Raw genomic sequence first — 24,931 nt, forward strand, 5'->3', positions numbered from 1 at the left:
GCGCGAGGCCTAAGCGCAGGTAATTCGCGCCGGCGAGCAGAGCAGATCCGCCAGCAGCCGTGGGTTACGGCGGATCCGTTGCAGGCCACGCTGGCCGCCTTCGCGCTTGGAGAGCTCGATCTGATCGGCGCTCTGCAGGCGACGCAGGCGCCCTTCAGCGATGAGGTGTTCGTCAACTGCGCCCAGCCGGCCCTCGAACACCGTGAAGACCGGGGTGCCCAGCGCCACCGCCTCGCGGTTCATGGTGCCGCCGGCGGAGACGACCAGGTCCGCATGGGCGATCAGCGACTGCGCGTCGATCGCGTGCTCTGGCACCACGAACCCGCCGCTGCGCACAAGCTCGGCGCGCTGTGCCGGCGTGCGCGGCAGCACGACCGTCTGGCTGCCGCGCAGCCGCTCCAGCACCTGTCCGAAGAGGTCGTTCTCAAAGCGGTGGTAGAGCGATACGGCTGGCGGCGTGCGCACCACCGCGATCGGCTGCGAGGCGTCCAATCCGAGCTGCGCGAGCACCGTGGCGTCAGGCACGAAGTCATACAGGTAGTACTCCTCCTTGAGCCCCGGGTAGCGGTGCAGCTTGCCGGCCGCCCCGTAGCGCTCCAGGCGCTGCGGGGGAATCATCTCGGGCACGACGACCGCCTGCGCCAGGCGGCAGTTGACGTTGTGTTGCACGGTCGCCCACTCGTAGTCGAACATCGTCGCGCAGGGAATCCGCAGCACCCGTGCGGCCACGGTGATGTCGTTGGAGCCGTGGCCGATGGCCAGGTCGAAGCGGCGTCTGGAGGCAAAGCGCACGAGTTGTGCGGAGCGTTCGGCCAGCCCGCGCGCCTTGTCGGCGAGCGCGGCGCCACGATGGTGACCGATGCGGTAGTACCCGAGCCCCAGCCGCTCACAGAGCTCGAGCGTCTGCGCGAAGTCGCGCGCCGTGACCTGCACCTCGTGGCCGTTGCGCTCGAGCCGACGGATCACCGGCGCCAGCACCAGGACGTGCGGGGAGTTGGTGAGGTCGACCCAGACTCTCACTGAACCGGTCCTTTGGCAGCCCGCGTCCGCGGCTCACGCGGACGCGAGCGCGGCCACCACCGCGTCGGCCTGCGCACGCGTGAACACCGGGCTGATCGGCAGCGCCACGTTGGTTCTGGCGAGCTCGTCGGTGACCGGCAGCTCTAGTGCGCGGCCTGAGCGTGCGAGGTAGGGGGCCATCGCGGGCTGGCGGTGCAGCGGCAGCCGGTAGTAACCCCGGGCCTGGACGCCGGCGGCGGCCAGCTGCGCGAGCTTGGCGTCGGCCTCGGCGTGGGTCGCGACATAGAGGTGCCAGGCGGGGGTGGCCCCCTCGGGGGTGGCCCCGAGGGTCAGGTGCTCGCCGAGCCCGGCATCGATGTAGGCCTGCACACCGGCACGGCGCCCGTCGCACCAGGTGTCGATGTGGGGCAACAGCACCCGCAGGATCGTCGCCTGCAGCTCGTCAAGGCGCGAGTTGAAGCCGACGTACTCGAAGGTCTGCTTATCACGCGAGCCGTGGAAGCGCAGCGCCCGCACACGCTCCGCCAGCTCGCCGTCGTCGGTTGTGATCGCGCCACCGTCGCCAAACCCGCCGAGGTTCTTGGACGGATAGAAGGAGAAGGTCGCGATGTCACCGAGCGCGCCGGCCTTGACGCCGTATAGCGAAGCGCCCAGCGCCTGCGCAGCGTCCTCGATCACGGGCAGACCGAAGGCGTCCCGGATCGCGGGGATCTCCGCCGGCATTCCGAACAGATCCACCGCGACGATCGCCTTGGTCCGCGGGCCCAGCGCGGGCGCCACCGTCTCGGCGGTGACGTTGCGGGTGTCAGGGTCGATGTCGCAGAACACCGGTGTGGCGCCGATCGCCGCGATCGCCTCGGCGGTCGCGTAGAAGGTGAAGGACGGGACCACGACCTCATCACCGGGACCGATGCCCAGGGCGCGCGCGGCGATGCTGAGCGCGTCGGTGCCATTGCCGACGCCGACCGCGTGGCCCACGCCGACGTAGTCCGCGAGCTCACGCTCAAAGGCGGCGACCTCCGGCCCGAGGATGAAGCGGCCGGCGTCGATCGCGGCGGCGACACGCTCGAGAATCGCCTCGCGCAGCGGCTCAAGCGGGGTTTTGGTGTCAAACAAAGGTACGGTCATCGGTTCCGACTCCAGGATTACAGACAGCAGCGGCTCACAACCGTACACTCCGACGCGTGCTGACAGAAGCTTCGGTCACGGCTGCGCTCGTGACATTCGCAACGCACGTCGTCAACGACCTGGGGTTGATCGGCGTCACGCTCATGATCGTCATGTCCCAGGTTGTGATCGTGCCGGGGACCGAGGCGACGATGCTGTTCGCCGGCTTCAACGTCGACCAGCACCACATGACGCTGCTCGGGATCATCATCTTCGGCGTCGCCGGCGACGTGATCGGTGCCTGTGTCTGCTACGCGATCGGCTACTTCGGGCTGCACGAGGCGCTATCGCGCCGCGGCAGCCCGGTGCACATCGACCAACGGCGGATCGATCAGGCGCACCGCTGGTTTGAGCGCTACGGCTCCCCGTCGGTGGCAGTCTCGCGCTGCATCCCGGTGTTCAGGTCGGCACCACCCTACGCGGCCGGGATCGTGCGGATGTCCTTCTGGCGCTTCGTCGCGATGGCGACGCTCGGCTCGGCGGTCTGGATCACCGCGCTGGCGCTCGTCGGCGAGGCGGTCGGCCACCAGTGGACGCAGTGGAAGAACCACCTCGACTACGTCGATTACGCGGTCGTCGCGCTGATCGTGTTGGCGCTCGCCTGGTGGCTTCTGCGCGTGGTTCGCAACCGGCGCCAGCGGGGCCCCGGCATCTACCTTGGCGGCCGCTGAGCCCCGGCGCGTGCGGCTTGGCCGCGCGCTCGCCCTGGGCCTCATGCACGGCCCCGCTGAACTGTTGCCGATCTCATCCTCCGGTCACATCGAGCTGATCCCGTGGCTGTTTGGCTCCGACGGGGTGGCGGCCGACCCGGAGCTGCGCAAGGCCTTCGAGGTCGCGCTGCACGCCGGGACCGCCGCCGCGCTGGTGGTGGCGCTGCGCGACGAGCTGCGCGCCGCCTTTGACGAGCTCACACCGCGCTCAGGCGCGCTGGTCGCGCTTTCACTGCTGCCGCCGGTGGCGGCCGGCTTCGCCCTGGAGCGGCCGATCGAACGCCACCTCGGCCAGCCGCCGACGATCGCGGCCGGGCTGATCGCCGGCGGTCTCCTGCTGGCCTGGGCAGATCACCGCTCGCCGCAGCAGCGCAGCTTCGACGACGCGACACCGGCCGACGGCTGGTGGCTTGGTGTTGCGCAGGCGAGCGCCCTGTTCCCTGGCGTCTCGCGCAACGGCGCGACGCTCACGGCCGCCCGCCTGCGAGGCTTCGCGCGGGCCGACGCGGAGCGGCTCTCGCGCCACGTGGCGCTGCCGGTGATCGCCGGCGCCACCGCTCTGAAGCTGCTGCGGCTCGTCCAGCGCGGCGTGCCCACGGACTCGGCACCGGTGCTGGCGGTCGGCGCCGCCGCCGCGTTCGGCTCGACCCTGGCCTCGACACCGCTGATCGAACTGGTCGAGCGCGACCGCTCGCTGGCGCCGTTTGGTGCCTACCGGGTCGCGCTGGGATCACTGGCGCTCGGACGCCTGTGGCGTGCCCGCCACGCGAACCGATCCGCCCAGTGACGACCGCCGCCGGGCGCGACGTGTGAGAATGGCTCACGCGATGAGCGACGCCTACGCAGCAGCTGGAGTTGACACTCACCAGGCCGACCAGGGCGTGGCCGCAATCGTCGCCGCGCTCATGCAGATCGAGACCGGGCGCGAGCGGCTGGCACTCCCACTGTCGGGGCACTACGCGAGCGTGCTGCGGATGCCGGGCGCGCTAGCGCCGAACCTCGGGATCGCCCTGGCGACTGACAGCGTTGGCTCGAAGGTGATCATCGCCGAGCAGGCCAGGCGCTTTGACACGATCGGGATCGACTGCGTGGCGATGAACGTCAACGACCTGATCTGCGTCGGCGCCCAGCCGCTGGCGCTGCTCGACTACGTCGCCGTCGAGCGGGCCGAGCCCGAACAGCTCGCGGCTATCGGGCGGGGCCTGGCCCTCGGCGCGTCACAGGCTGGCGTCGAGGTACCTGGCGGCGAGGTCTGCCAGGTACCGGAGGTGCTGCGCGGCCATCCCTCCCCGTACGGCTTTGACCTCGTCGGCTCGGCGTTCGGGGTCGTGAGCCTCGACCGCCTGATCGACGGCAGCGCCGTGGCACCCGGCGACGTGATGATCGGGCTGCCGGCCTCAGGCGTGCACTCAAACGGGCTGACCCTCGCTCGCCGGGCACTGCTCGACGACGGCCAGCTCTCGCTCGACCAGCGGCCCGACCTGCTCTCGGGCCAGACGGTGGCGGACGCGCTGCTCGAGCCGACGGTGATCTATGTGCGGGCGATCCTCGCGCTGCTTGCAAGCGAGATTGCGGTGCATGGGCTTGCCCACATCACCGGCGGAGGGCTGATGAACCTGCGACGCATCGGCTCGGGCGTCGGCTACACGATCAGCACGCCGCTGCCCTCCCCGACCATCTTCGAGTTGATCGCCACGCTCGGCAAGGTCAGCGCCCCCGAGATGTGGGAGGTTTTCAACATGGGCTGCGGCTTTGTCGTGATGGTGGCGGCCGAGCAGGCACCGGCCGCCGTGGAGCTGCTGGCGCGCTTTCACCCCGGCAGCGCGGTGATCGGACACATAACGGCGCAGGCGGATGTGATCGACCTGCCGGGGATGGGAATCCACGCGCCGGCCGGCAGCGACCGGCTGACGCGTTACTGAGGCCAGCAAGCGGGCAGCTTATGGCCTGCGGTGCTCCACAATAGAACCAGCAGATGAGCAGCCTGCTTGGAACCAAGCTGGGCGCCCGCTACCGGCTGGAGTCGCGGATCGGCTCCGGTGGGATGGCGGCGGTCTACCGTGCCTATGACGAGACCTTGGCGCGGTTCGTCGCGGTCAAGCTGATGCACCGTGAGTTTGCGGGTGACTCCCACCAGCTGGAGCGCTTCCGTCGCGAGGCGCGCGCGGTGGCGCGCATCTCACACCCAAATGTCGTGCAGGTGATCGACGCCGGCGAGGAGGATGGCCGGCCCTTCATCGTTTTGGAGTGCGTCGAGGGCGAGACGCTCAAGGAGCGCATCCGCCACCGCGGCGCACTCGACACGGCCGAGGCCACCGCCTACGCCATCGGGATCGCGCGAGCCCTCGGTGCCGCCCATGACCACCACGTGATTCACCGTGACGTCAAGCCCCAGAACGTGCTGATCGACCACGAGGGCACCGCCAAGGTGACCGACTTCGGCATCGCTCGCACGCTTGAGGAGAAGGGGCTGACGGCCGACGGCCGAGTGCTCGGCACTACCGACTACGTCTCTCCTGAGCAGGCACTGGGCAGGCCCGTCAACGGCCAGTCCGATCTGTACTCGCTGGGCGTCGTGCTGTATGAGATGCTGACCGGCGAGCTGCCCCACAGCGGGGACTCACAGGTGGCGGTCGCGATGGCACATGTCCGTGGCACGGTTCCGGACGTGCGCTCGCGCCGACCCGAGGTCTCAGCCACGCTGGCGGGCGTGGTGGCAAAGGCCACCGCCAAGCAGCTGAGCCGACGCTACGCGAGCGCGGATGAGATGATCGCGGGCCTCGAGCTGGCGCTTGCGGCCGGCGGCGAGAGCGACGGCGGTGGCGAGCCCACCGCGCTGATCGCCCCGGACCCTGTCGGTGTGGGGCCCCTGACGGCCCGGCGGCGCTCACGGCCCGCGGGTTGGATCGGCGCGGCGGTGGCGCTCACGCTGGCGGTGGCCGCGGTGGCGGTCGTCGTGTTCGCCTCACGCCGAGGCTCGCCTCACCACACCGGCGCCGCCGTGGCGCAACCGATCGCACTCTGCTCGAGCTGCGCGAACGCGTACAACCCCTACAGCATCTCCGGCGGCACAGCGCAGAACAACAACCTCGCGTACCTCGCCGTCGACGGGAAGCTGACGACCGGCTGGCCGACCCAGCAGTACTACGACCGTACGCTCGGCAAGCCCGGCGTGGGGATCTACGTCTACACAGCGACGCGGGTCCTGGCGCGCACCCTGCGGCTGGCCACCGGCACCCCGGGCTTCGAGGCCGAGATCTACGCGACCGACCGTACCCCCGACCCGAGCAGCTTCCCGGCGAGCGGCTGGACCGGCCTCACTCGGACCGTCGCCGTGAAGCGGTTTCAGAGCTTCTCACTTGACAGCCGCGGGCGTCGCTTTCGCTACTACCTGGTCTGGATCACACGCCTACCACCCGGCCGGGAGCACGCCGAGGTCAACGAGATCAACCTCTACCACTGAGCTTGCCTAGAAGGCGCGGCGGCTCCGGTGCTCGTGGCGCTCCAACGCGAGCGCCACGAGACGCTCGAGCAGCTCGGCGTAGCCCACCCCGGAGGCCTCAAAGAGCTTCCCGTAGACGCTCGTCTGGGTGAAACCGGGCATCGTGTTGAGCTCGTTGAGGAGCACCTCGTCGCCGCTGACAAAGAAGTCGGCGCGGGCCAGGCCGGCGCAGTCGGCCAGCGCGAACGCTTGCCCCGCAAGCGCTCGAACCCGGGTGCGCGCCACCTCCGAGATCCGGGCCGGAACGATCAGCTGCATGGCGCCAGGCGTGTACTTGGCGTGGTAGTCATACCAGCCTGACTCGCCTGCCGCCAACAGGATCTCACCCGGCTCCGAGATCTCCGGCTCGTCGTTGCCGAGCACGGCGCATTCCACCTCGACGCCCGCAGCCACCGCCTCCACCACAACGGTGCCGTCGTGGGCAAAGGCCTCCTCCAGCGCCGCCGGCAGCTGCTCCGCGGCGAGCACTCGCTCGATCCCGACCGAGGAGCCCAGGCCGGCAGGCTTGGTGAAGACCGGGAGCCCGAGCGCGGCCAGCGCGTCCAGCACCGCACCCCGGTCAAGCTCCCAGTCGCTGGCCCTGACAACACGATGGGCCACCTGCGGCAGGCCGGCGCTCTGCAGCACGCGTTTGAAGGCGACCTTGTCCATGCACACGGCGCTCGCTGTCACGCCCGAGCCGACGTAGGGAACCCCGAGCAGCTCGAGCAGCCCCTGAACGGTGCCGTCCTCTCCGAACGGCCCGTGCAACACCGGGAACACCAGGTCCACTCCTGGCCACCCGCGCCCCGGCGTCAGGCTCAGCTCGCGGCCATCAGCGTGCCAGACACCATCGCGGCTGACCTCCACGGCCAGCACCTCATGCCCTGCCTCACGCAGCCCAGCGGCCACCGCCGCCGCCGAGCGCAGCGAGACTTCGTGCTCGGAGGAACGGCCGCCGCCGAGCACTGCGATCCGGTGTCTGGCGCTCACGTCGTGGTGGTCGGGGCGGTGTTGGTCCCCGTCTGCGTGGTCGTGCTGGAGGGCGGGGCCTGACCGATCGACACCGTCACCACGGCGCCCTTCTTGACGACGCTGGTCGATGTCGGGAACTGCTTGATCACCAGGCCGACGACGTTCGGGTTGTGCGTGGTCTTCTGCACCTCCTTCACGCTGAGGCCGTCGGTGTACAGCGTCTGGGCAGCCTGGGACGGCGTATCGCCGACGACGCGTGGGACCCTGACCGTGTCGGGGGCCTTGGCGACCGTGAGCGTGATCGTCGCGCTGGTGCCAAGCGGCTGACCCGCGGTCGGCGACTGGGCGATCACCGTGCCCGGCGCGACCGACGTGGTGGTCTGGGTGACCGTGCTCTGCTTGTTGCTGAACTGCGCGAGCGCGCTCTGCGCCTCCCCGAGGTTGTCGCCCACCACGTTGGGCATCGCCAGCCCGGAGCTCATGTAGAGGACCACGCTGTCACCCTTGGTCAGGCTCGCGCCGGAAGCCGGCTGGGTACCCACCGCTTCCCCCTGCGGCACCGTCGAGGAGACCTCCGGCTTAACCTCTGAAACCTTCAGCCCGCTCTGCTTGATCTGCTGCTTGGCGGCCTGCTCGGAGAGCGTCGCCACGTCCGGCACCGTTGCCTGGCCGGGACCGCTTGAAACGTTCAGGATCACGGTCGACCCGGTGCGCATGCGCACGCTGCCATGCGGACTCTGGGAGAGCACCTGGCCAGCGGACCTGTTCGAGGTCACGCCTACGACTGTCCATTTGAAGCCCGCGTTGCCGAGTGTCGCCTCGGCGCTCGACTGCTGCAGGCCGACGACGTCGGGAATCAGCGCCTTCTGGGGGCGCGTCAGCACGTAGGCCGCAGCGCCCCCGCCGACGAGCAGCAGGACGACCAGCAGCGCCAGCAGCCACGGCCAGCGCGGTGGGCGGCGGCGCTCGTCGCGACGCTCCTCGTCGTAGCGGTCAGCGGGCCCGCCGTCGCTGGTACCGGCTGGCGCGCTGCCGTAGGCTCCGGGGGCGGCTGGAGCCGGGATCACACTCGTGTGTGGGTAGGCGCTCACAGGCCCTGCGGGCACGGGCAGCGCCGATACCACCGGCATGCTGGCGGTCCGCTCGACAGCGGGCGTCGGCAGCGAGTCGCGCACCTGCTCAAGCGCCATGATGAACTGGTCGGCGTCGGTCGGACGATCGCCGGCATCCTTGTTGAGTGCCCACATGACCACCTGCTCGAGCGCTGCCGGGACCTCGGGGTTGATCTGGCTGGGCGGCACAGGCGTCTCGGATACGTGCTTGAGCGCGATCGACACGGGGGACTCGCCATCAAACGGGACGCGACCGGTCAGCATCTCATAGAGCACAATGCCGATCGAGTACAGGTCGCTCGGGGCGCTCACCGAATGACCCTGTGCCTGCTCGGGCGAGAGGTACTGCGCAGTGCCCATGATCGACCCGGTCTCGGTCATGTCCGAGGCGCCCGCACGGGCGATCCCAAAGTCCGTGACCTTGACGTGATCGTTGTCGTCGATGATCACGTTGTGCGGCTTCAGGTCGCGGTGAATCACCCCGCGCCGGTGGGCGAACCGCGCCGCCTTCAGCATCTGGATGGCGATGTCTATGGCGCGATCGACCTCGAGCGGAGCCTCCTCGCGGATCAGCCGCTTGAGCGTGCGCCCCGGCAGATACTCCATGGCGATGTAGTAGGTGCCCTCGAAGCTGCCGCGGTCAAAGACGCTGACGACATTTGGGTGCTGCAGCGACGCTGCGGCCTGCGCCTCGCGCCGGAAGCGCTCGACGAAGCCGGGGTCCTCCGCGAAGCGTCGGTGCAGAAGCTTCAGCGCGATATCACGATCAAGCTGTTGGTCGCGGGCCAGGTAAACGTCCGCCATGCCGCCGGCTCCGAGCCGATGCAGCACCCGGTAGCGACCGTCGATGATGTCCCCGGCGTCGAATTCGCTCATTGGCCTTCCGCTAACAGTGTCTTTATCATCTCGGCCGCTATAGGTGCAGCGTAGGTGCCGCCGTAGCCGCCCGGGATGTCGGATAGCTCGACCGCAACCGCGATCTTGGGGTCGCTCTCCGAGAAGGAGACAAACCAGGCGTCGTCGTAGGTCTCGCCGCCGGGACAGACGTTATTGACACGAACGCCGGTCACACAGGCGCCGAGCGAGGCGCTGCCGGTCTTGCCGACGAGGTTGAGCCCCGGAATGTTGGCGAGCGTGCCGGTGCCGGATTCGACCACGTGGCGCATCATCTGCGTCTCCTCCTGGGCGATCTGCGGGCGCATCACCTGGTCGTACTCCTGCGGTCTGATCGTCTCGACGGTCTCGCCATCGCTGTTTACTACCCTGCTGGTGAGCCGTGGTTCCATGAGTTTGCCGTTGTTGGCGATCGCGGCCACGACCATCGCCATCTGCAGCGGCGTCACCTCCAGGTCGCCCTGACCGATCGAGGTGCGGCCGACGTCCATGTTCGGGTTGGTGATCGGCACAAAGCTGCCGTTGTAGAACTCGCCGCTCGGACGCATCTGGGCGGCCGGATAATCCATCGGCGGCACCGAGTAGAAACCGAACCGCTTCATGTACTCCTGGAGCGTCGGCGCGCCGACCCGCAGGCCGACCTGGGCGTAGATCGTGTCGATCGAGTCGGTGAGCGCGGTCGTCAGGGTCGTGCCCGGCGGGTAGCTGACGTTGCCGTCATTGTGCAGGGGGATACCGTCGACCAGCAGTGGCGACGGACCAGCGAAGGTGGAGTTCGGCGTCAGCTTGCCGGAGTTCAGCGCCGCCGCGGTGACCACGAGCTTGAACGTCGAGCCGGGCGGCAATCCCCCCTGGGTGGCGAGGTTGAACTGGCAGCCCACGTGAGCGGCATTCGCGGGACAGGGCGCACCCAGGTTGTTGTCGTTGTAGCTCGGGTTGGAGTACATCACCTTGACCGCGCCGGTCTGCGGCACGATCGCAACCACGGCGCCGACCCTGCCGGCCAGCAGCTTGCGCGCCAGCGCCTGCCCCTTGGGGTCAAGCGTCGTGTAGACGCTGTCGCCGACCTGCGGGGTGCCGTTGAAGGAGCCGAACAGGCTGGCCTGGCGGCTCTGCAAGCCGGTGAGCGCGCGGTTGCGTGTCTGCTCGATGCCCGCGATCTGGTTCTCCTGCGGGTTGTAGTAGCCGACCGCCTGCGCAAACAGCGAGCCCTGCGGGTAGACGCTCTTCCAGGTGCCGTTGGCGGCCTTCACCGACCGCGCGAGAACCGCACCGTTATCTGCAAGGATCTCGCCGCGCTTGACCTTCAGCGAGGCATAGAAGCCGAGCTGGTTGAGCCGGTTGTGGTCGAGCGCGGAGGCGCTGAACACGGTCCAGCGCGAGGTCCATACGATCAGCAGCGCAAACAGCACCACCACCACCGAGAACAGCCTCAGGATCGAACGGTTCATCTGCGCGGCCCCCTTATCTCACGTGTCGCTCAGCGGCCGCCGAGCCCGGTCGGAGACGAGCAAGAGGAGCGCGACCAGCACGAAGTTGGCGAGTATCGACGAGCCCCCGTAGGCGACGAACGGCAGCGGCACCCCCGTGAACGGGATCACGCGCGCCACACCGCCGACGATCACAAAGACCTGCACCGCGATCACCGTGGAGAGCCCCACGGCCAGCAGCTTCGAGAAGGAGTCACGTGCCAGCATCGCCGCCTTGAAACCCCGCGAGATGAACAGCAGGTAGGTGACCAGCAGTCCGGCGGCGCCGAACAGACCGAGGTCGCCGGTGATCACCGAGAAGACCATGTCGGTCGAGGGGAAGGGAATCAGCGCGTTGGTGGTGCCAGGGATGTAGAGCAGCGTCTGTCCGAACCCCTGGCCAAAGAGGCCGCCCGCAGCCATCGCGAACTGCGCGTTTGCGAGCTGGTATGACCCGAGCGGCGCCGAGTAAAGGGCCGGGTTGAACGGGTGCAACCAGTCCTGGATGCGCGCGTCGATGTGCGGGATGTGCGTGGCCAGGAACCAGGAGCCCAGCCCGAACGCGAGCATCCCGAAGATCACGAACGAGATCCGGTCGGTGGCCACGTAGACGATTGCCAACAGCGCCCCGTAGAACATCAGCGACGAGCCGATGTCCCCGATCACGACCAGCGCCAGCATCGCCGCCCCCCAGAGCGCGAGCAGCGGACCCAGGTGCTTTAGCGGCGGGATCCGGTAGCCGAGGATCCGGCGGCCGGATGCGAGCGCCTGCCGGTGGTCACGCAGATAGGAGGAGAGGAAGATGACGACCCCAACCTTTGCGAACTCGGGCGGCTGGAAGGTGATGCCCGGCAGGTGGATGGCAAGGTAGGCCCCACCCGAGTACACCCCCAGACCAGGCACGCGCGGCAGCAGCAGCAGCACGACCGAACCGGTCATGATCAGGTAGCGGTAGTTCTCCAGGCGCCGGTAGTCGCGGAACCAGACGATCGTCGCGGCAAACAGGACCAGCCCGAGCACGAACCACTGCGCCTGCACACGGGCTTCGGTGGCGCCGTCAATCCGGTAGATCATCACCAGCCCGTAGCAGGCGAGGACCGCCACCAGCGGAAAGATGAATGGATCAGCGTGCGGCAGCGTGACGCGAATGAAGATGTGCGCGCCCAGGCAGAGTCCCAAAAAGATTGCGCCGTAGATCAGCGACACCGTCTCGAGCTGGTTGGCGCGCTGGATGTAGACGGCGGCGAAGCCGGCACTCACCAGCAGCGCCGCCGGAACCAGGCTGATCAGCTCCCAGTTGCGTGCCCTCATCTGCTGATCCTGCCCAGCTCGACAGCGTTCAGCAGGCTGATCGCGCTCGCCTGGTCACGCATTGCGTGGTTGAGGATGGCGGCGCGCCGGTCGGTGGGGATCGTGGCGGCGGGCACGCCCGAGATGAAGTACGCCTCGTACAACGGAATCCCAAGCGGCAGCGTATAGGGGAAGCCACGGTAGAGCACGACCGTCCCCTGACCGTTGGTCCCCAGGAAGTACAGCTGGCGGCTGGCCAGATAGCCGGCGGACCCGATCAGCGCCAGGACGATCACGACCGTCGTCAAACCAACCATCACCTTGGCGCGTGTGCCGAACTCGCGCGGGCGACCGGAGGTCTGGACGAAGCCGGGCGGCACGCGCGGCCTGAAACCCTGGAGTCTGGCGCGGGGTACGGGCCGCGCCGCACGCGCCGCACGGGCCGCACGGGCGGCGGCCATGCGGTTGGAACCCACCGCCGGCAGCCCAGCGGCGGGCGTGGACAGCGCGTTTACGGTCGTCGGCTGATCCAGGGACGAGTCGTCCGTGGCCGCCAGCGCGACCCGGAACAGCACGACCGTGATGTTGTCGCGGCCCCCAGCCTCGTTGGCGGCCGCGATCAGACGCCTGGCTGCATCGTCGAGACTCGTGGCCTCAAGCAGCTCGGCCTGGACCTGCTGCTCGCTGATCATCGAAGTGAGGCCGTCACTGCACAGCAGGATCACGTCCCCGGGCCGCAGCGGATAGGTCCAGGTGTCGATCTCGACGATCGGCTCGATTCCCACCGCACGCGTGATCACCGACCGCTGCGGGTGCTCGGCCGCCTCTTCCTCGGTCAACCGCCCGCCTCGCAAGAGCTCCTCAACCAGCGAGTGGTCCTCCGTCAGTCGCGTGAGCTCCCCGTCGCGCAGCAGGTAGGCGCGGCTGTCGCCGACGTGGGCGATCGACACGGCGTCTGAGTCCAGGTAGGCAGCCGTCACCGTGGTGCCCATGCCGGCGCTGGCAGCCTCGCTGCGCGAGCGTCCGTTGATCTCGCTGTTGGCGCGTTGGACCACCACCGAGAGCCGCTCCTCGGGCGTGCCCTCGGGCGGCAGCCCGGCCCGGAAGGCGTCGACCACCATGCGCGAGGCGACCTCCCCAGCCTGCGCACCGCCCATACCGTCGGCAACCACGAACACGGGATCACGGGCGTAGCTCGAGTCCTCGTTGTCACGCCGCTGGCGGCCGGCGTCGCTGAGGACGGCTATCTCGGTGGCGATCAACATCTGCTCGGTGGCTGTTTACTGCAAGTACGTGAATTCGGAGTCGCCGATTCGGATGCGGTCCCCGACATGCAGCGGCTGGGGCCCGGTCACAGGCTCGCCGTTGAGGTAGGTTCCGTTGGTCGAGCCCAGATCCTCGAGCACGAGCGTGCGACCGTGGCGAGTGATGCTCGCATGCCGGGTCGATGCGAACGGGTCCTCCAGCTTCAGCTCAACGTCGCCCCGCCCCAGTGTCACCGGATCCATCAGGTCGTAGGCGACGCCGGGCTCGTGACCGCTGGCGTGCTCCACCACCAGCCGCGGCTCGAACTCCTCATCGCCAAGCAGCGCCATCGGGTCGACGGTTTGATGGATGCTCGTGGCCTCCCCGACCGGCACGGTGCTCCCGCCACCGCCGCGGAGACCGCGGCGCAGGTCAAAGAGCGTGCTCGCCGCGACCCATACCAGGAACAGGTACAGAACGATCAGGAAGCCGAGCTTGAGTCCTACGGATACTGGCTGGAGCATCGGGGCTTCAGGCGGTCTGGAAGGTCATTCCAGCTCGAAGGTGACAAACGCCGAGCCCAGCTCGATCTCGTCGCCCGGCGCAAGCGGCGCCGCGCCATGCACCGACCGGCCGTTCAGGCGCGTGCCGTTCGTGGAGCCGAGGTCGCTGATCACCCACCCATCGGCGCCTGGCCGGAGCTCGGCGTGGCGGCGCGAGACGTTCTGGTCCTCGATCACGATGTCGCAATCGCGGCTGCGTCCCAGCGTGGCGCCGCGCGGTGGGACCATCAGCCGTCGGCCGTTGTAGATCACCAGCGCACGCTGCCGGCGCGGCGCCGGGACATCTGCGGGCGGCCCCGCGAGCCGTTGCGACGGGCTGAAGACCATCGTATGGCCGACCGGCTCGGGATCCGCTCCCGCGCTTGACCAAGGCGCGTAGGACGGCGGCGGCTCCTCGGGCTCAACCACCGCCGTCTCGATCCCGAACTCCCCGAGGCCCAGACGCTCGTCGGTCTCGAACTCGATCAGCGGGCTGGAGAGCAACGCGAAACGCTCACGCCGGGCGTGCTCCAGCAGGTAGCCGGACAGCTCCTCGGCCAGCGCGTCCTCATAACTGGCAAAGCGCTCCCGGTCACGGGGTGAGAGAAAGACGCGGTACTCGTTGGGTACGTAGGTGCGCGACAGCGTGGGGTAGCGGTGCTCCTCCATCTCGCGAGCCAGCTTGCGCGCGATCTCCAATGGCCGCACCTCGGAGCGGAAGACGCGGTTGAACGTGCCTTCGACGACTCCGGCTATCTTGTTCTCGAGGTTTCTGAGTACGGGCATGATCTTCGCTGGCGGAGGCTGATCCGGCGAGCTCGGTCACTGATGTCCAACCACTCATCCTACGCAACGTCATCATGTATACCCGCCATGGCGCGGGTTTCCTCGAAGACCTCGAGCAGCGGCCCCCAGCCCATTATGACCGCTGCGAGCAGCGCGCCGGGCAGCTCGCCGACCAGGGGGTGGGCTCCGCTGGCCCCCACGGCCACCACCAGCCCCACCGACCACATGGCCGCCAGCATCAGGTCCAGCAGCGGGAAGCGGCGGGTGCGTAGTAGCGGCGCGACCGCCGCCGCCAGCGCCCATGCGGCGAGCGCCAGCAGCGCGCGCGGGTCGCTTGGCGGGATCCGTGCCGGTAGCCAGTAGAGGTTGTGGCCGCTCAGGCGTCCGGCGATCACCAGCCCGCACAGCGCCCCGGCGCCCAGGAGGGCGCGCTGCCACCAGTGCCCGGCGAGTTTTGCCACGAGCGCCGGCAACGCGCCCGCCAGCCCGACCACACCGAGCGCCACCCCTGAGAGGAGCACGCCGGCAAGCGGCACCACGAGCGTGACCAGCGCGACCACCACCGCCACCAGCGCCGGCTCAAAGGGTGGGCGCGTCCACAGCGCCGTGACCAGCCATGCCGCCCCGAGGCCGGCGGCGGCGGCGTTGAGCGCCCGCCCGAACCACTCCAGGCGCATGACGGTTGTCAGACCCAAGCGCAGCCCGCTGGCACTCGAGCCGGTCATCTGCAGTGTCGGCGCGCTGCCCTGTCGGCGCTCTATCCACTCCGGACCGGGCGCGTCACGAACCCAGGTCTCCTCGTCCTTGCCGCGCCACCCAGGGGCCACTACCCCAGGCGTGTCATCGGCCTGATCCAGGCAGGCGAGCAGCGTGGCGCGCAGGTCAAGCAGGCTGCCGCGCTGCTCGGGGCGCACGCGCAGGGCGGTGTCGATACCGGCCGCCAGCCGGCGCGGCAGGTCTCGCCGCTGCCGACGCAGCGGCGGCAGCGGGGCGCTGTCTCGCCGGCGACTCGTGCCGGCCCGTGGATTGACACCGCTCAGCGCCTCGTAGAGGATGAGCGCGAGCGAATAGAGGTCCGCGTGAGGCCCGCTGGTGCCGTCACAGGCCTGTTCGGGCGCCATGTACGCGAGCGTCCCGACGATATCCCCGGTCCGTGTCAGCGCCGCCGCACCGATGACATGGGCGACCCCGAAGTCGGTCAGTTTCGCGCTTTCGCCGAGCCCAGGTCCGAGGCCTGCGGCCCGACCTCGGTGTGAGGGCACCAGCACGTTGGACGGCTTGACATCACGATGGATGACCCCCTGGGCATGAGCGTGACTGAGCGCCTCGCACAGCGCCACGCCGATCTCCAAAATCTCGCGATCCGACAGCATGCCCGCTTCGAGCAACCCCTCCAGCGTGCGGCCGCGCACGAGCTCGGAGACCAGGTAGGCGCCGTCGTCGTCAACCGCAGCCTCATAGAGGGTGACGATCGCGGGATGCTGCAGGCGCGCGGCAGCGCGGGCCTCCCGCTCGAAGCGAGCATGGATCACGTGCTCACGGTCGAGCACCTTGACCGCCACCTCTCGGTCCAGACGCTCGTCGCGGGCCGACCAGACGGTGCCAAAGGCTCCTCTTCCCAGGCGCCGGACGAGTCGGTAGCGCCCCATCAACAGCGCGCCGCGCGCGGTCGCCCCGCCGGTCCTGGGAGGCTCGCCCAAATGCTCGGTGGGAAGCTGGCTCGCGCTCACGTGAAGATGAAGTTCGCAACGCGCGGCGGAGTCCCTGCCCGCAATAGCGGCGGAAGTTCGCCTGCACGGCCGCTTGCGTACTTGTCTACGGGCGGAGTGAGCCGCTATTACTGGGGGCCGCTTAGAGATCGCCCAAAGGAGCAGGGAGGAAGTGTCGTTCTTCGACGAGGCCGACGAGCCGCAGCCGGTTGCAGGCGACGCGCCGGGCCGCCCGCGTGGCGCCGCGCGTGCGAGCGCGGCCAGGCGGCGGCCCCGCGGCGGCGGCCGACCCCCGGGCGGTCGACCGCCCGGGGGTCGGCCGCCGGGCGGACCGGGGCGACGCGGCACCGGCAGGCGGTCGACAGCGGCCAGTCACCACCACCGCGAGATCCAGACTCGGCGGCTGGTGGCGAGTGTGGTCGTGGTCGTCGTCGTGCTCGCCATGGCGCTCCTGATTCACAGCTGCGACAGCAGTCAGACGACCAGCGCACTGAAGAACTACAACGCCAGCGTCTACAACCTGATCAACCAGTCCGACGCCACCGGCTCGAGAGTCTTCCAGACCCTGACCGGGGGCAATCTCGCCACGCTGAACCTCGCCCCCGAGGTCACCCAGGCGCGCGCGCAGTTGCGCCAGGCGCAGCGACTTAGCGTGCCCAGCGGGATGGCGGACGCTCAGGGCTCACTTGTGCAGGTGATGCAGCTGCGCGTCGCCGGAATTCACATGATCGCCGCACACGTGCAACAGGCGGCAAGCGTCAGCACCAGCCAGGACGCGGTCTACGACATCTCGGTGGGCACCTCTGAGCTCTACAGCTCGGACGTCATCTACAAGGAGTTCGTGACAACCGCCATCGCCTCCGCACTGCACGCGGACGGGATCGCGGTCGGCTCCGGCAGTGGCCAGCAGCCGATCAACCCCGGCCAGGTGGTACCGGATCTCGGCTGGCTGGAGAGCACCTGGATCGCCACCAAGATCGGCGCCGACCTCTCGACACAGGCCGCCAACGCCAACAACAACCAGCCCGGCCTGCACGGCGACGCGCTCAACTACGTGACCGTGGACGGCACCCAGTTGGTCGCAGGCGTGAGCAACACGATCCCGGCTCGCAGGGCTCGCAGATGGGTGCTGAACGTCACCAACACGGGCAACTACGACGAGTTAGACGTCGGCTGCTCGGTGCACATCGTCGGCGCGGGCATCGCCGGCAGCGCACGGATCCCCGTGACGATCCCGAGCCGGGCCACGAACTGCACCGTGCTGCTTGCCTCGCTGCCCAAGCCAGGCACCTACACGGTCACCGCCCGGATCAGCCGCGTGCCCCGCCAAACCAGCACCACAAGTGACGTGATCAGCTACTCGGTCACGTTCAACTGACGGGCGGCGGCCCGCTGGCCGCCGCCCGCGCTGACGCGCTGCGTTACTCCATCGATCGGGGGCTTATATTGAGATCCGTGAGCAGCCTCGACACCACCACGGGCATCGTCGCCGTCGCCGCGGCTGCCGTGGCGGTCGTCGCGGTGGGCTGGTCGATCGGCCTCACCCTGGCACTGCGCCGGATCCGCGCTGCACAGCGGGCGGTGCTCGGCGACAGCAGGCGTGATCTCGTCACCCATGCCGCACAGCTGCAGGCTGCGTTTGACTCGCTGGCACAGTACGTGGAGGACTTCGGCACACGCCTCGACCACCGCATGGACCAGGCGGAGCGGCGGCTTGACGGGACCTTCGCGCACCGCGCGCTGATCCGCTACGACGCCTATGGCGAGATGTCGGGCCGTCAGTCGACTTCGATCGCGTTGCTCGACGCCACGCAGTCGGGGATCGTGCTCTCCTCGATTCACCACCGCGACACGGCCAGGCTCTACACCAAGCAGATCCGCAATGGTCAGCCGGAGTTCGAGCTCTCACCGGAGGAGAGCGAGGCGGTGCGGGTCGCATTGGCCAGCGGTGGCGTTCACGCGGGCCGTCAGGGCACGGCGGCAAGCTAGTTGACGCTGCGGGTCGCCTACCTGGGTCCAGAGGGGACCTTCACACAGGCTGCGGCACTGAGCGCACCCGGCTCGCACGAGCTCCAGCTCGAGGCGCGCGAGACGATCCACGACACGGTCCTGGCCGTAACCGACGGCAGCGCTGAGCGCGCCGTGGTGCCGATCGAGAACTCGCTCGAGGGTTCGGTCAACGTAACCCTCGACGCGCTGGTTTTCGATGCGGAGGACGTGCGGATCGTGGGCGAGACCGTGCTTGGCATCGAGCAATGCCTGATCGCCCAGCGGCCGCTCGAGCTCGATCAGATCGAGGTCGTGATCTCGCACCCGCAGGCCACCGCCCAGTGCCGACGCTTCATCCGCACCCGCCTGCCGCAGGCGAGGGTGATGACCGCCAGCTCCACGGCGGAGGCGGTCCGGCTCGTGACCGAACGGATTCGCCACCGCTGGGCCGCGATCGGCACCCGTCTGGCGGCCGAGCTCTACGGCTGTGCCGTGCTCGAGACCGGTATCGAGGACGTGCTCGGCAACCAGACGCGCTTCGTCTGGCTGGCGCCGGCCGGGACGACACCTGGCGTGCCCGGCCTGCCGGTCCGTGCGGACACAGCCTGGAAGACGGCGATCGTCTTCTGGGGACCCGGCACCGATTCGCCCGGGTGGCTGGTGAGCTGCCTGTCTGAGCTGGCCTTCCGCGGCGTGAATCTGACACGCATCGAGTCGCGACCGCTGCGCGCCGGCCTCGGCCAGTACATGTTCTTTGCCGACCTGGACGGCCGCGAGGCCGACGCGATGGTGACCGACGCGCTCGCGGGCCTGCGCGGCCGCGTCAACGTTCTGCGGACGCTCGGCTCTTTCCCGGTGGCGTGAGCGCAGCGGTCTGCGCGAGGAACTCCTGACAACGAGCGGCCGTCATCGGGCTGGCGAACAGATAGCCCTGGCCGATGTCGCAGCGCTCGGCCCGCAGCCGTGACAGCTGCGCCTCGTCCTCGATCCCCTCCGCGATCGTCTCGATGCCAAGCGCCCGCCCAAGCTCGACGAAGGTGCGAATGAGCGCGTCACGCTGGCGTCCGCCCTCGAACTGCGAGATGAACGAACGATCGATCTTGAGCTCATCGACCGGGAAGCGCTGCAGGTAGGCCAGGGACGAGTAGCCGGTCCCGAAGTCGTCGATCGACAGGCGCACGCCGAGAGCCTTGATCTCGTGCAGGCGCTCAGCGGTACGCTCGGCGTCGCGCATCAGCGCCGTTTCGGTGATCTCGATCGTGAGCATCGCGGGGTCAATCCCGCTCGACTCGAGCGCGGCAGCCACGTCGGCAAGGAAATCGTCGCGCTCCAACTGCACCGCCGACACGTTCACCGCCACACCTATCTGGAGCCCCACGCGCACCCAGTCGGCGCAGCAGGCGCAGGCCTCTGACAGGACCCAGCGACCCACCTCGGCAATCAGGCCGGACTGCTCGAGCACTGGCACGAACAGCTCGGGGCTGACCGGCATCTGGCCGCGGCGCTCCCAGCGCAGCAGCGCCTCCACTCTGACCGGCTTGAGCCCGTTCAAGGCGAACAGCGGCTGGTAGACGATATGCAGCTCCCGGTTCGCCACGGCGTCACGGAGCTCCAACTCGAGCTCGACGCGCGTCGACGCGGCATCCTGCATGCCGCTCTCGAACACCAGGTAGCGATTGCGGCCCGATAGCTTCGCCCGGGACATCGCGATGTCAGCGTCGCGCAGCAGATCCTGGGCGCCGCGACCATCGGCGACCGCGATTCCGATGCTGGCGGTCAGGGTGACCCGGCCGCCGGGGGCGGCGTCGATCTCAAAGGGCTGGCGCAGCGCGTCGAGCAGCCGTTCGGCGACGAGCTCGGGGGCGACGGCGGGCACAGGCCCTTCGGTTAGGATCACGAACTCGTCGCCCCCCAGGCGACCGAGCGTGTCAACCTCCCGGATCGTGGACTCAAGCCGCGCCGCCACCAACCGCAGCAGGTCGTCTCCCGCCCGGTGACCAAGCCCGTCATTGACCGCCTTGAAGCCGTCCAGGTCGATGAACAATGCGGCGCAGAGGTGTGGTTCACGCCGACCACGCGCGATCAGCTGCTCGGTACGGTCGATGATCAGGGTACGGTTCGGCAGGCCCGTCAGCGGATCGTGGGTGGCCATGAAAACGAGCTCCTGCTCGCGCCGGGCGAGTTCGTCGTCAACCAGGCTCCGCTCGCGCTCGAACGCCTCACACAGCCGCACGAGCGTCACATCAGCGGAGCGGCGGAGCATCCGGTGGACCTCGCGGCGAGCCTCGCGCCCCGCGTGAAGCTCGTCCGCGATCTCATCGAGCACTGAGCTGGTCGCATCACGCCAGCGCAGCGTGCGCTTGGTGATCTCGTGGAGCGGCGCCTCACGCTGGATCGCGAGCTGCCCAAAGATCACCGCCGCCTCGTCTCCCGTCTGGCGAGCGGCCGCTTCACCGTGCCCCGACAGCCACTGCGCGACCGCGTCGGTGGCAACCTGGATGACCCGCTGGATGCTCGCATGCGGAGCCGGCTCCAGCTGCAGCGAGCCGTCCCGGTTCAGAGCCTCGCTGCGCCGCTCCACCTCGCCTCGGCGCTCACGCAGGCGGACGCCGATGGCCGCGACCTCTGCTGAGGTCTCGCCGCCCACGGTGGCTCCGACGTACGCGGAACCGTCTTTCTCCGTGGCCCGGACGTCATCCATGCGTAGACAACCTCCTTGGTCGCATTCCGTGAGCAGATCGCTCCTGCTCGCACAATCGGCCGATTGGCCACAAGCCTTGAATCCGTCAACCGGCGCTGCCGCTGGCCGGCCGCCTTGCGGCGCAGCGCGGGACCCGGCTCGGGAAGATGCTCGGGTCGAACACGGGGCACCGCGGCTGGCTCATCCGCGCCGACGGTAGACTTAGTTGCGAGTGATCGAGTCGCCAATACCCGACCAAGCCCGGTCCGCGTCGCTCGCTGAGCACCACCGACGCGGACCTGATGGTGGCCGGGTGCTCGTCTTGAATGCGACCTATGAGCCGATTCACGTCTGCACCGTGCGACGTGCCGTGGTCCTGCTGCTCAAGCAGAAGGCGGAGGTGGTGGAGGAGACCGGCAGGCTGCTGCACTCGGCCGCCGCCACGGTCACGCGGCCGGCCGTGATCCGGTTGGTCAGCTATGTGAAGATCCCGCGCGATCCGCACCGGCGCAAGATCACGCGCCGCGCGGTGTTCGCGCGTGATGACTGGACCTGTCAGTACTGCGGCTCGCGCACGCAGCTGACCGTGGACCACGTGGTCCCGCGCTCCAAGGGCGGCGGCTCGACCTGGGACAACATCGTCGCCGCCTGCGCTCCGTGCAACCGCCGCAAGGGCGACTCGCTGCCGCGCCAGGTCGGCATGACCCTGGCACGCTCGCCGCGCACACCCAGCCCGGAGGTGTTCGTGCAGGTCGCGAGCCCGACGATCCCGGCCACCTGGCGCCAGTACCTCGGGGTCGGGCCGCTCGCGGCCTGAATGAGCGCCGCTTCCCAGCGGCGCTCAGGCTTCGCCCCCGCGACCGGCGAAAGGTGCCGCGCGGAGGTGTATCGTGTGCAGCACCAGAGAAAGGAGGTGGTCCACCTGTCTGACAGTACTTGCGGGACCCTGGAGGTGTCCGGCCGCTAGGTCGGATGGCTGACCGCCCTGGGCGGAGTCCCACCGTGACACCACTGCACTGGCGCCGACCTGGTCCCTTCGGCGATGTTCGTGCCAGTCGCAGCGATGCCAGCCAGGCAGTTCTGAGGGGCGCCGTCTGACGACGGCGCCCCTCACTCGTATTGGACTGAGCGCCTCCGGCATCCACGCCGATGGCGACCACCGCGTCGTCGACTGACCGATGGGGATGGTCGCGATCCACTCGCCGGGCCTGATCGCCGCGGGCGAGGTCGTCTCTACCGTGCACCCGCGCGACGGCATAACCGACGCCGAGTGCGAGCGTGACGCCGGACTGGCGCGTGAAGATCGCAACCGGCTGCGGACGATCCTCGACGGCTGACCGCCGGACGCTCAGCCCTGCTCGGCGGGCTCCACGGCCGCCGCTTCGTCGCCCGACTCGCTCTCCACCACCAAAGCCACGGCACTGACCTGGTCGTCGTCGCGGATGTTCATCACCTTGACACCCTGGGAGGCGCGTCCGTAGCGACTGATGCCTCGCACCGAGGTGCGCTGGACCATCCCGCCCTGGGAGATGAAGACGAGCTCCTGGTGCTCGCGCACGACCAGGGCGCCCGCGAGCGCACCCTTGTTCTCGGTCAACTGGATCGTCTTGACGCCCATGGTGTCGCGGTTCTTGGCCGGGTACTCGGAGATCGCGGTGCGCTTGCCATAACCGTTCTCGGTCACCACCAACAGCTCCTGGTCGTCGCGGGCGACGTCCATCGCCAGCACGGCGTTGCCGGGCTGGCTGACGTTCATGCCACGCACGCCAGAGGTGTCGCGACCCATCGCGCGAACCTTGTCCTCGCTGAAGCGCGCGGCCTGGCCCGAGCGCGAGACCATGATGATGTCGTCCTCGCCGCTGGTCTTGCGCACGGCGATCAGCTCGTCGTCGTCGCGGATGTTGATCGCGATGATTCCGTCAGCCTTGATCGGCGTGTTGTAGGCCATGAACTCCGTCTTCTTGATCATGCCGTTGCGGGTCGCAAAGACCAGGTAGCGGCCCTCGCTGAAGTCGCGCGTGTTGAGCACCGACTGCACCTTCTCCCCCTCGCGCAGCGGCAGCAGGTTGACCAGGGCTCGCCCGCGCGCGGTACGCGACTGCTCAGGCAGGTCGTAGACCTTCAAGCGGTAGACCTTGCCACGGTTGGTGAAGAACAGCAGGAAGTCGTGGGTCGAGGTGACGAACAGGTGCTCGATCCAGTCGTCGTCCTTGGTGTCCATGCCGGTGATGCCGACGCCACCACGGCGCTGCTGTCGATAGGTGGACAGCGGCAAGGACTTGATGTAGCCGGAGTGCGTGATCGAGATCACCATCTGCTGGTCAGCGATCAGATCCTCGATGTCGATCTCGCCCTCCGCATAGGTGATCTCGGTGCGGCGCTCGTCGCCATAGCGGCTTGCGATCTCCTCGAGCTCCTCCTTGATCAGCGCATAAACCCTGGCCTCGTCTCCAAGAATCGCTCGCAGCTCGGCGATCCGCTCGACCAGATCGGCGTGCTCGGCGCGGATCTTGTCGGCTTCGAGCGCGGTCAGCCGGCGGAGCGTCAGCTGCAGGATCGCCTCCGCCTGCACGACCGTCAGCGCGAAGCGCTCCACCAGCCCGATCCGGGCCTGCTCGGGGTCGCGCGAGCCGCGGATCAGGGCGATCACCTCGTCGAGGTTGTCCTGCGCGATCAGCAGGCCCTCGAGGATGTGGGCGCGCTCCTCAGCCCGGCGCAGCTCGTACTTGGTGCGCCTCACGACCACCTCGCGCTGGTGGTCCACGTAGTGTCCGAGAACCTCGCGCAGCGACAGCGTCTTGGGCACGTTGTCGACCAGCGCCACCATGTTGACGCCGAAGGTCGCCTGCAACGGCGTGTGCTTGTAGAGCTTGTTGAGCACCACCTTGGGGATCGCCTCACGCTTGAGCTCGATCACGATCCGCATGCCGCGCCGATCCGACTCGTCGCGCACGTCGGTGATCTCGGTGATCTTCTTGTCGTCGACCAGTGAGGCGATCTTCTCGATCAGGCCGCCGTCGCCGCCCTTGCGCACCTGGTAGGGCAGCTCGGTGACGATGATCGCCTCCTTGCCCTGGCCGATCGGCTCGATGTGGGCCTTGCCCTGCATGCGCACCCGTCCGCGACCGGTGGCGTACGCGTCGCGAATGCCGTCACGGCCGAGGATCGTGCCGGCGGTCGGAAAGTCGGGGCCGTGAATGTGCTTCATCAGACCCTCGATGTCGATCTCGGGGTCGTCGATGTAGGCGATCGTCGCCGCGACCACCTCGCGGAGATTGTGCGGCGGGATGTTGGTCGCCATGCCTACGGCGATCCCCGAGGAGCCGTTGACCAGCAGATTTGGGAAGCGTGCCGGCAGCACCAGCGGTTCGCGCGTGCCGCCGTCATAGGTTGGAACGAAGTCGACCGTGTCCTGGTCGATGTCGCGCAGCATCTCGGTCGCCAGATGGTCCAGGCGCGCCTCGGTGTAGCGCATCGCGGCCGCGGGCCAGCCGTCGACGTTGCCGAAGTTGCCGTGCCCGTCCACGAGCGTGTAGCGCATCGAGAAGTTCTGCGCGAGGCGCACCAGCGTGTCGTAGATCGCGCTGTCGCCGTGGGGGTGGTATTTGCCCATGACCTCGCCGACGATCTGCGCGCACTTCACGTGCTTGCGGTCGGGCCGCAGGTTCATCTCGTTCATCACGTGCAGAACCCGCCGATGAACCGGCTTGAGGCCGTCGCGCACGTCCGGCAGTGCCCGTCCGACGATCACCGACATGGCGTAGTCCAGGTACGCCGAGCGCATCTCGTCCTCGAGCCCGCGGGGCTCGATGTTGCCGCCGCCAAGTGTGTCGATCGTCGCCATCTGCAGTGGTTCCTTTCC

21 protein-coding genes are annotated in these 24,931 nt (G+C 68.7%); 9 read left to right on the forward strand and 12 right to left on the reverse strand.

Translation table 11 applies throughout. The annotated features are described in order from the left end of the window. Positions 1–9: 9 nt before the first annotated feature. A complete protein-coding gene (locus M3M54_RS11910; RefSeq protein WP_249019266.1) occupies positions 10–1,020 on the reverse strand; it encodes a DUF354 domain-containing protein in 1,011 nt (336 codons plus the stop codon). Between the two features lie 33 nt (positions 1,021–1,053). Then, entirely contained in the window at positions 1,054–2,148 is a 1,095-nt protein-coding gene (locus tag M3M54_RS11915) for a DegT/DnrJ/EryC1/StrS aminotransferase family protein (RefSeq protein ID WP_249019267.1), read from the reverse strand. A gap of 56 nt (positions 2,149–2,204) precedes the next feature. On the opposite strand from M3M54_RS11915, the gene M3M54_RS11920 reads away from it, so the two are divergent. From M3M54_RS11920 to M3M54_RS11935, 4 genes are read left to right on the forward strand one after another with little or no spacing between them, the layout of a single operon-like run. After that, positions 2,205–2,858, forward strand: a complete 654-nt coding sequence (locus tag M3M54_RS11920) for a DedA family protein (RefSeq protein WP_249019268.1) — start codon at positions 2,205–2,207, stop codon at positions 2,856–2,858. Continuing rightward, positions 2,845–3,684, forward strand: a complete 840-nt coding sequence (locus tag M3M54_RS11925) for an undecaprenyl-diphosphate phosphatase (RefSeq protein WP_249019269.1) — start codon at positions 2,845–2,847, stop codon at positions 3,682–3,684. Before M3M54_RS11920 ends, M3M54_RS11925 begins: the two co-directional genes overlap by 14 nt. 40 nt (positions 3,685–3,724) lie before the next feature. Continuing rightward, a complete protein-coding gene (purM, locus tag M3M54_RS11930) occupies positions 3,725–4,819 on the forward strand; it encodes a phosphoribosylformylglycinamidine cyclo-ligase (RefSeq protein WP_249019270.1) in 1,095 nt (364 codons plus the stop codon). A gap of 53 nt (positions 4,820–4,872) precedes the next feature. Next, positions 4,873–6,360 (forward strand): protein kinase, encoded by a 1,488-nt coding sequence (locus M3M54_RS11935; RefSeq protein ID WP_249019271.1) that lies wholly within the window; start codon positions 4,873–4,875, stop codon positions 6,358–6,360. Between the two features lie 6 nt (positions 6,361–6,366). Here the strand turns inward: M3M54_RS11935 and M3M54_RS11940 are convergent, their stop codons facing one another. The 8 genes from M3M54_RS11940 to M3M54_RS11975 are packed head-to-tail and all read right to left on the reverse strand — an operon-like array spanning position 6,367 to position 16,421. Continuing rightward, the gene (locus M3M54_RS11940) at positions 6,367–7,371 is read right to left on the reverse strand and encodes a D-alanine--D-alanine ligase family protein (protein WP_249019272.1); all 1,005 of its coding nucleotides are present in this window, start codon (positions 7,369–7,371) and stop codon (positions 6,367–6,369) included. Beyond that, a complete protein-coding gene (gene pknB, locus M3M54_RS11945; protein WP_249019273.1) occupies positions 7,368–9,341 on the reverse strand; it encodes a Stk1 family PASTA domain-containing Ser/Thr kinase in 1,974 nt (657 codons plus the stop codon). Before pknB ends, M3M54_RS11940 begins: the two co-directional genes overlap by 4 nt. Then, the gene (locus M3M54_RS11950; protein ID WP_249019274.1) at positions 9,338–10,810 is read right to left on the reverse strand and encodes a penicillin-binding protein 2; all 1,473 of its coding nucleotides are present in this window, start codon (positions 10,808–10,810) and stop codon (positions 9,338–9,340) included. The genes pknB and M3M54_RS11950 overlap by 4 nt, the downstream gene beginning before the upstream one ends. An 18-nt stretch (positions 10,811–10,828) precedes the next feature. After that, positions 10,829–12,139: an FtsW/RodA/SpoVE family cell cycle protein gene (locus M3M54_RS11955; protein WP_249019275.1), complete on the reverse strand. Its 1,311-nt coding sequence runs from the start codon at positions 12,137–12,139 to the stop codon at positions 10,829–10,831. Beyond that, the gene (locus M3M54_RS11960; RefSeq protein ID WP_249019276.1) at positions 12,136–13,383 is read right to left on the reverse strand and encodes a Stp1/IreP family PP2C-type Ser/Thr phosphatase; all 1,248 of its coding nucleotides are present in this window, start codon (positions 13,381–13,383) and stop codon (positions 12,136–12,138) included. The genes M3M54_RS11955 and M3M54_RS11960 overlap by 4 nt, the downstream gene beginning before the upstream one ends. Positions 13,384–13,398: 15 nt before the next feature. Beyond that, the gene (locus M3M54_RS11965) at positions 13,399–13,887 is read right to left on the reverse strand and encodes an FHA domain-containing protein (protein ID WP_249019277.1); all 489 of its coding nucleotides are present in this window, start codon (positions 13,885–13,887) and stop codon (positions 13,399–13,401) included. A gap of 24 nt (positions 13,888–13,911) precedes the next feature. Then, entirely contained in the window at positions 13,912–14,691 is a 780-nt protein-coding gene (locus M3M54_RS11970; RefSeq protein ID WP_249019278.1) for a DUF3662 and FHA domain-containing protein, read from the reverse strand. A gap of 59 nt (positions 14,692–14,750) precedes the next feature. After that, on the reverse strand, positions 14,751–16,421 hold the full coding sequence (locus M3M54_RS11975) for a serine/threonine-protein kinase (protein WP_249019279.1): 1,671 nt from the start codon (positions 16,419–16,421) through the stop codon (positions 14,751–14,753). Positions 16,422–16,806: 385 nt separating this feature from the next. On the opposite strand from M3M54_RS11975, the gene M3M54_RS11980 reads away from it, so the two are divergent. From M3M54_RS11980 to pheA, 3 genes are all read left to right on the forward strand, one after another. Next, positions 16,807–17,778, forward strand: coding sequence for a hypothetical protein (locus M3M54_RS11980; protein WP_249019280.1), 972 nt, complete (start codon positions 16,807–16,809; stop codon positions 17,776–17,778). Positions 17,779–17,855: 77 nt separating this feature from the next. Beyond that, positions 17,856–18,389 carry a DUF4446 family protein gene (locus tag M3M54_RS11985; RefSeq protein ID WP_249019281.1) on the forward strand — a complete coding sequence of 178 codons (534 nt, stop codon included), beginning with the start codon at positions 17,856–17,858 and terminating at the stop codon, positions 18,387–18,389. Next, a complete protein-coding gene (gene pheA / locus M3M54_RS11990) occupies positions 18,390–19,253 on the forward strand; it encodes a prephenate dehydratase (protein WP_249019282.1) in 864 nt (287 codons plus the stop codon). On the opposite strand, the gene M3M54_RS11995 is transcribed toward pheA, so the two are convergent. Next, entirely contained in the window at positions 19,213–21,090 is a 1,878-nt protein-coding gene (locus M3M54_RS11995; RefSeq protein WP_249019283.1) for a bifunctional diguanylate cyclase/phosphodiesterase, read from the reverse strand. The genes pheA and M3M54_RS11995 overlap by 41 nt on opposite strands. Before the next feature lie 292 nt (positions 21,091–21,382). Between M3M54_RS11995 and M3M54_RS12000 the strand changes: the two genes are divergently transcribed. Then, positions 21,383–21,886 (forward strand): HNH endonuclease, encoded by a 504-nt coding sequence (locus tag M3M54_RS12000; RefSeq protein ID WP_249019284.1) that lies wholly within the window; start codon positions 21,383–21,385, stop codon positions 21,884–21,886. Positions 21,887–22,247: 361 nt separating this feature from the next. Further along, a complete protein-coding gene (locus M3M54_RS12005; protein WP_249019285.1) occupies positions 22,248–22,406 on the forward strand; it encodes a hypothetical protein in 159 nt (52 codons plus the stop codon). A gap of 11 nt (positions 22,407–22,417) precedes the next feature. Here M3M54_RS12005 and gyrA read toward each other — a convergent pair whose 3' ends face one another. Beyond that, complete coding sequence (gene gyrA / locus M3M54_RS12010) at positions 22,418–24,913, reverse strand: DNA gyrase subunit A (RefSeq protein ID WP_249019286.1); 2,496 nt, start codon at positions 24,911–24,913, stop codon at positions 22,418–22,420. Between the last annotated feature and the right edge of the window lie 18 nt (positions 24,914–24,931).

This window comes from Conexibacter sp. S30A1, assembly GCF_023330665.1.
Lineage (GTDB): Bacteria > Actinomycetota > Thermoleophilia > Solirubrobacterales > Solirubrobacteraceae > Palsa-465.

Bases quoted from the DNA above. Each gene is read 5' to 3' on its own strand.
- M3M54_RS11915 (WP_249019267.1), bottom strand. From the start codon at position 2,148: ATGACCGTACCTTTGTTTGACACCAAAACCCCGCTTGAGCCGCTGCGC.
- purM (WP_249019270.1), top strand. From the start codon at position 3,725: ATGAGCGACGCCTACGCAGCAGCTGGAGTTGACACTCACCAGGCCGAC.
- M3M54_RS11935 (WP_249019271.1), top strand. From the start codon at position 4,873: ATGAGCAGCCTGCTTGGAACCAAGCTGGGCGCCCGCTACCGGCTGGAG.
- pknB (WP_249019273.1), bottom strand. From the start codon at position 9,341: ATGAGCGAATTCGACGCCGGGGACATCATCGACGGTCGCTACCGGGTG.
- M3M54_RS11950 (WP_249019274.1), bottom strand. From the start codon at position 10,810: ATGAACCGTTCGATCCTGAGGCTGTTCTCGGTGGTGGTGGTGCTGTTT.
- M3M54_RS11955 (WP_249019275.1), bottom strand. From the start codon at position 12,139: ATGAGGGCACGCAACTGGGAGCTGATCAGCCTGGTTCCGGCGGCGCTG.
- M3M54_RS11960 (WP_249019276.1), bottom strand. From the start codon at position 13,383: ATGTTGATCGCCACCGAGATAGCCGTCCTCAGCGACGCCGGCCGCCAG.
- M3M54_RS11965 (WP_249019277.1), bottom strand. From the start codon at position 13,887: ATGCTCCAGCCAGTATCCGTAGGACTCAAGCTCGGCTTCCTGATCGTT.
- M3M54_RS11970 (WP_249019278.1), bottom strand. From the start codon at position 14,691: ATGCCCGTACTCAGAAACCTCGAGAACAAGATAGCCGGAGTCGTCGAA.
- M3M54_RS11995 (WP_249019283.1), bottom strand. From the start codon at position 21,090: ATGGATGACGTCCGGGCCACGGAGAAAGACGGTTCCGCGTACGTCGGA.
- M3M54_RS12005 (WP_249019285.1), top strand. From the start codon at position 22,248: ATGGGGATGGTCGCGATCCACTCGCCGGGCCTGATCGCCGCGGGCGAG.
- gyrA (WP_249019286.1), bottom strand. From the start codon at position 24,913: ATGGCGACGATCGACACACTTGGCGGCGGCAACATCGAGCCCCGCGGG.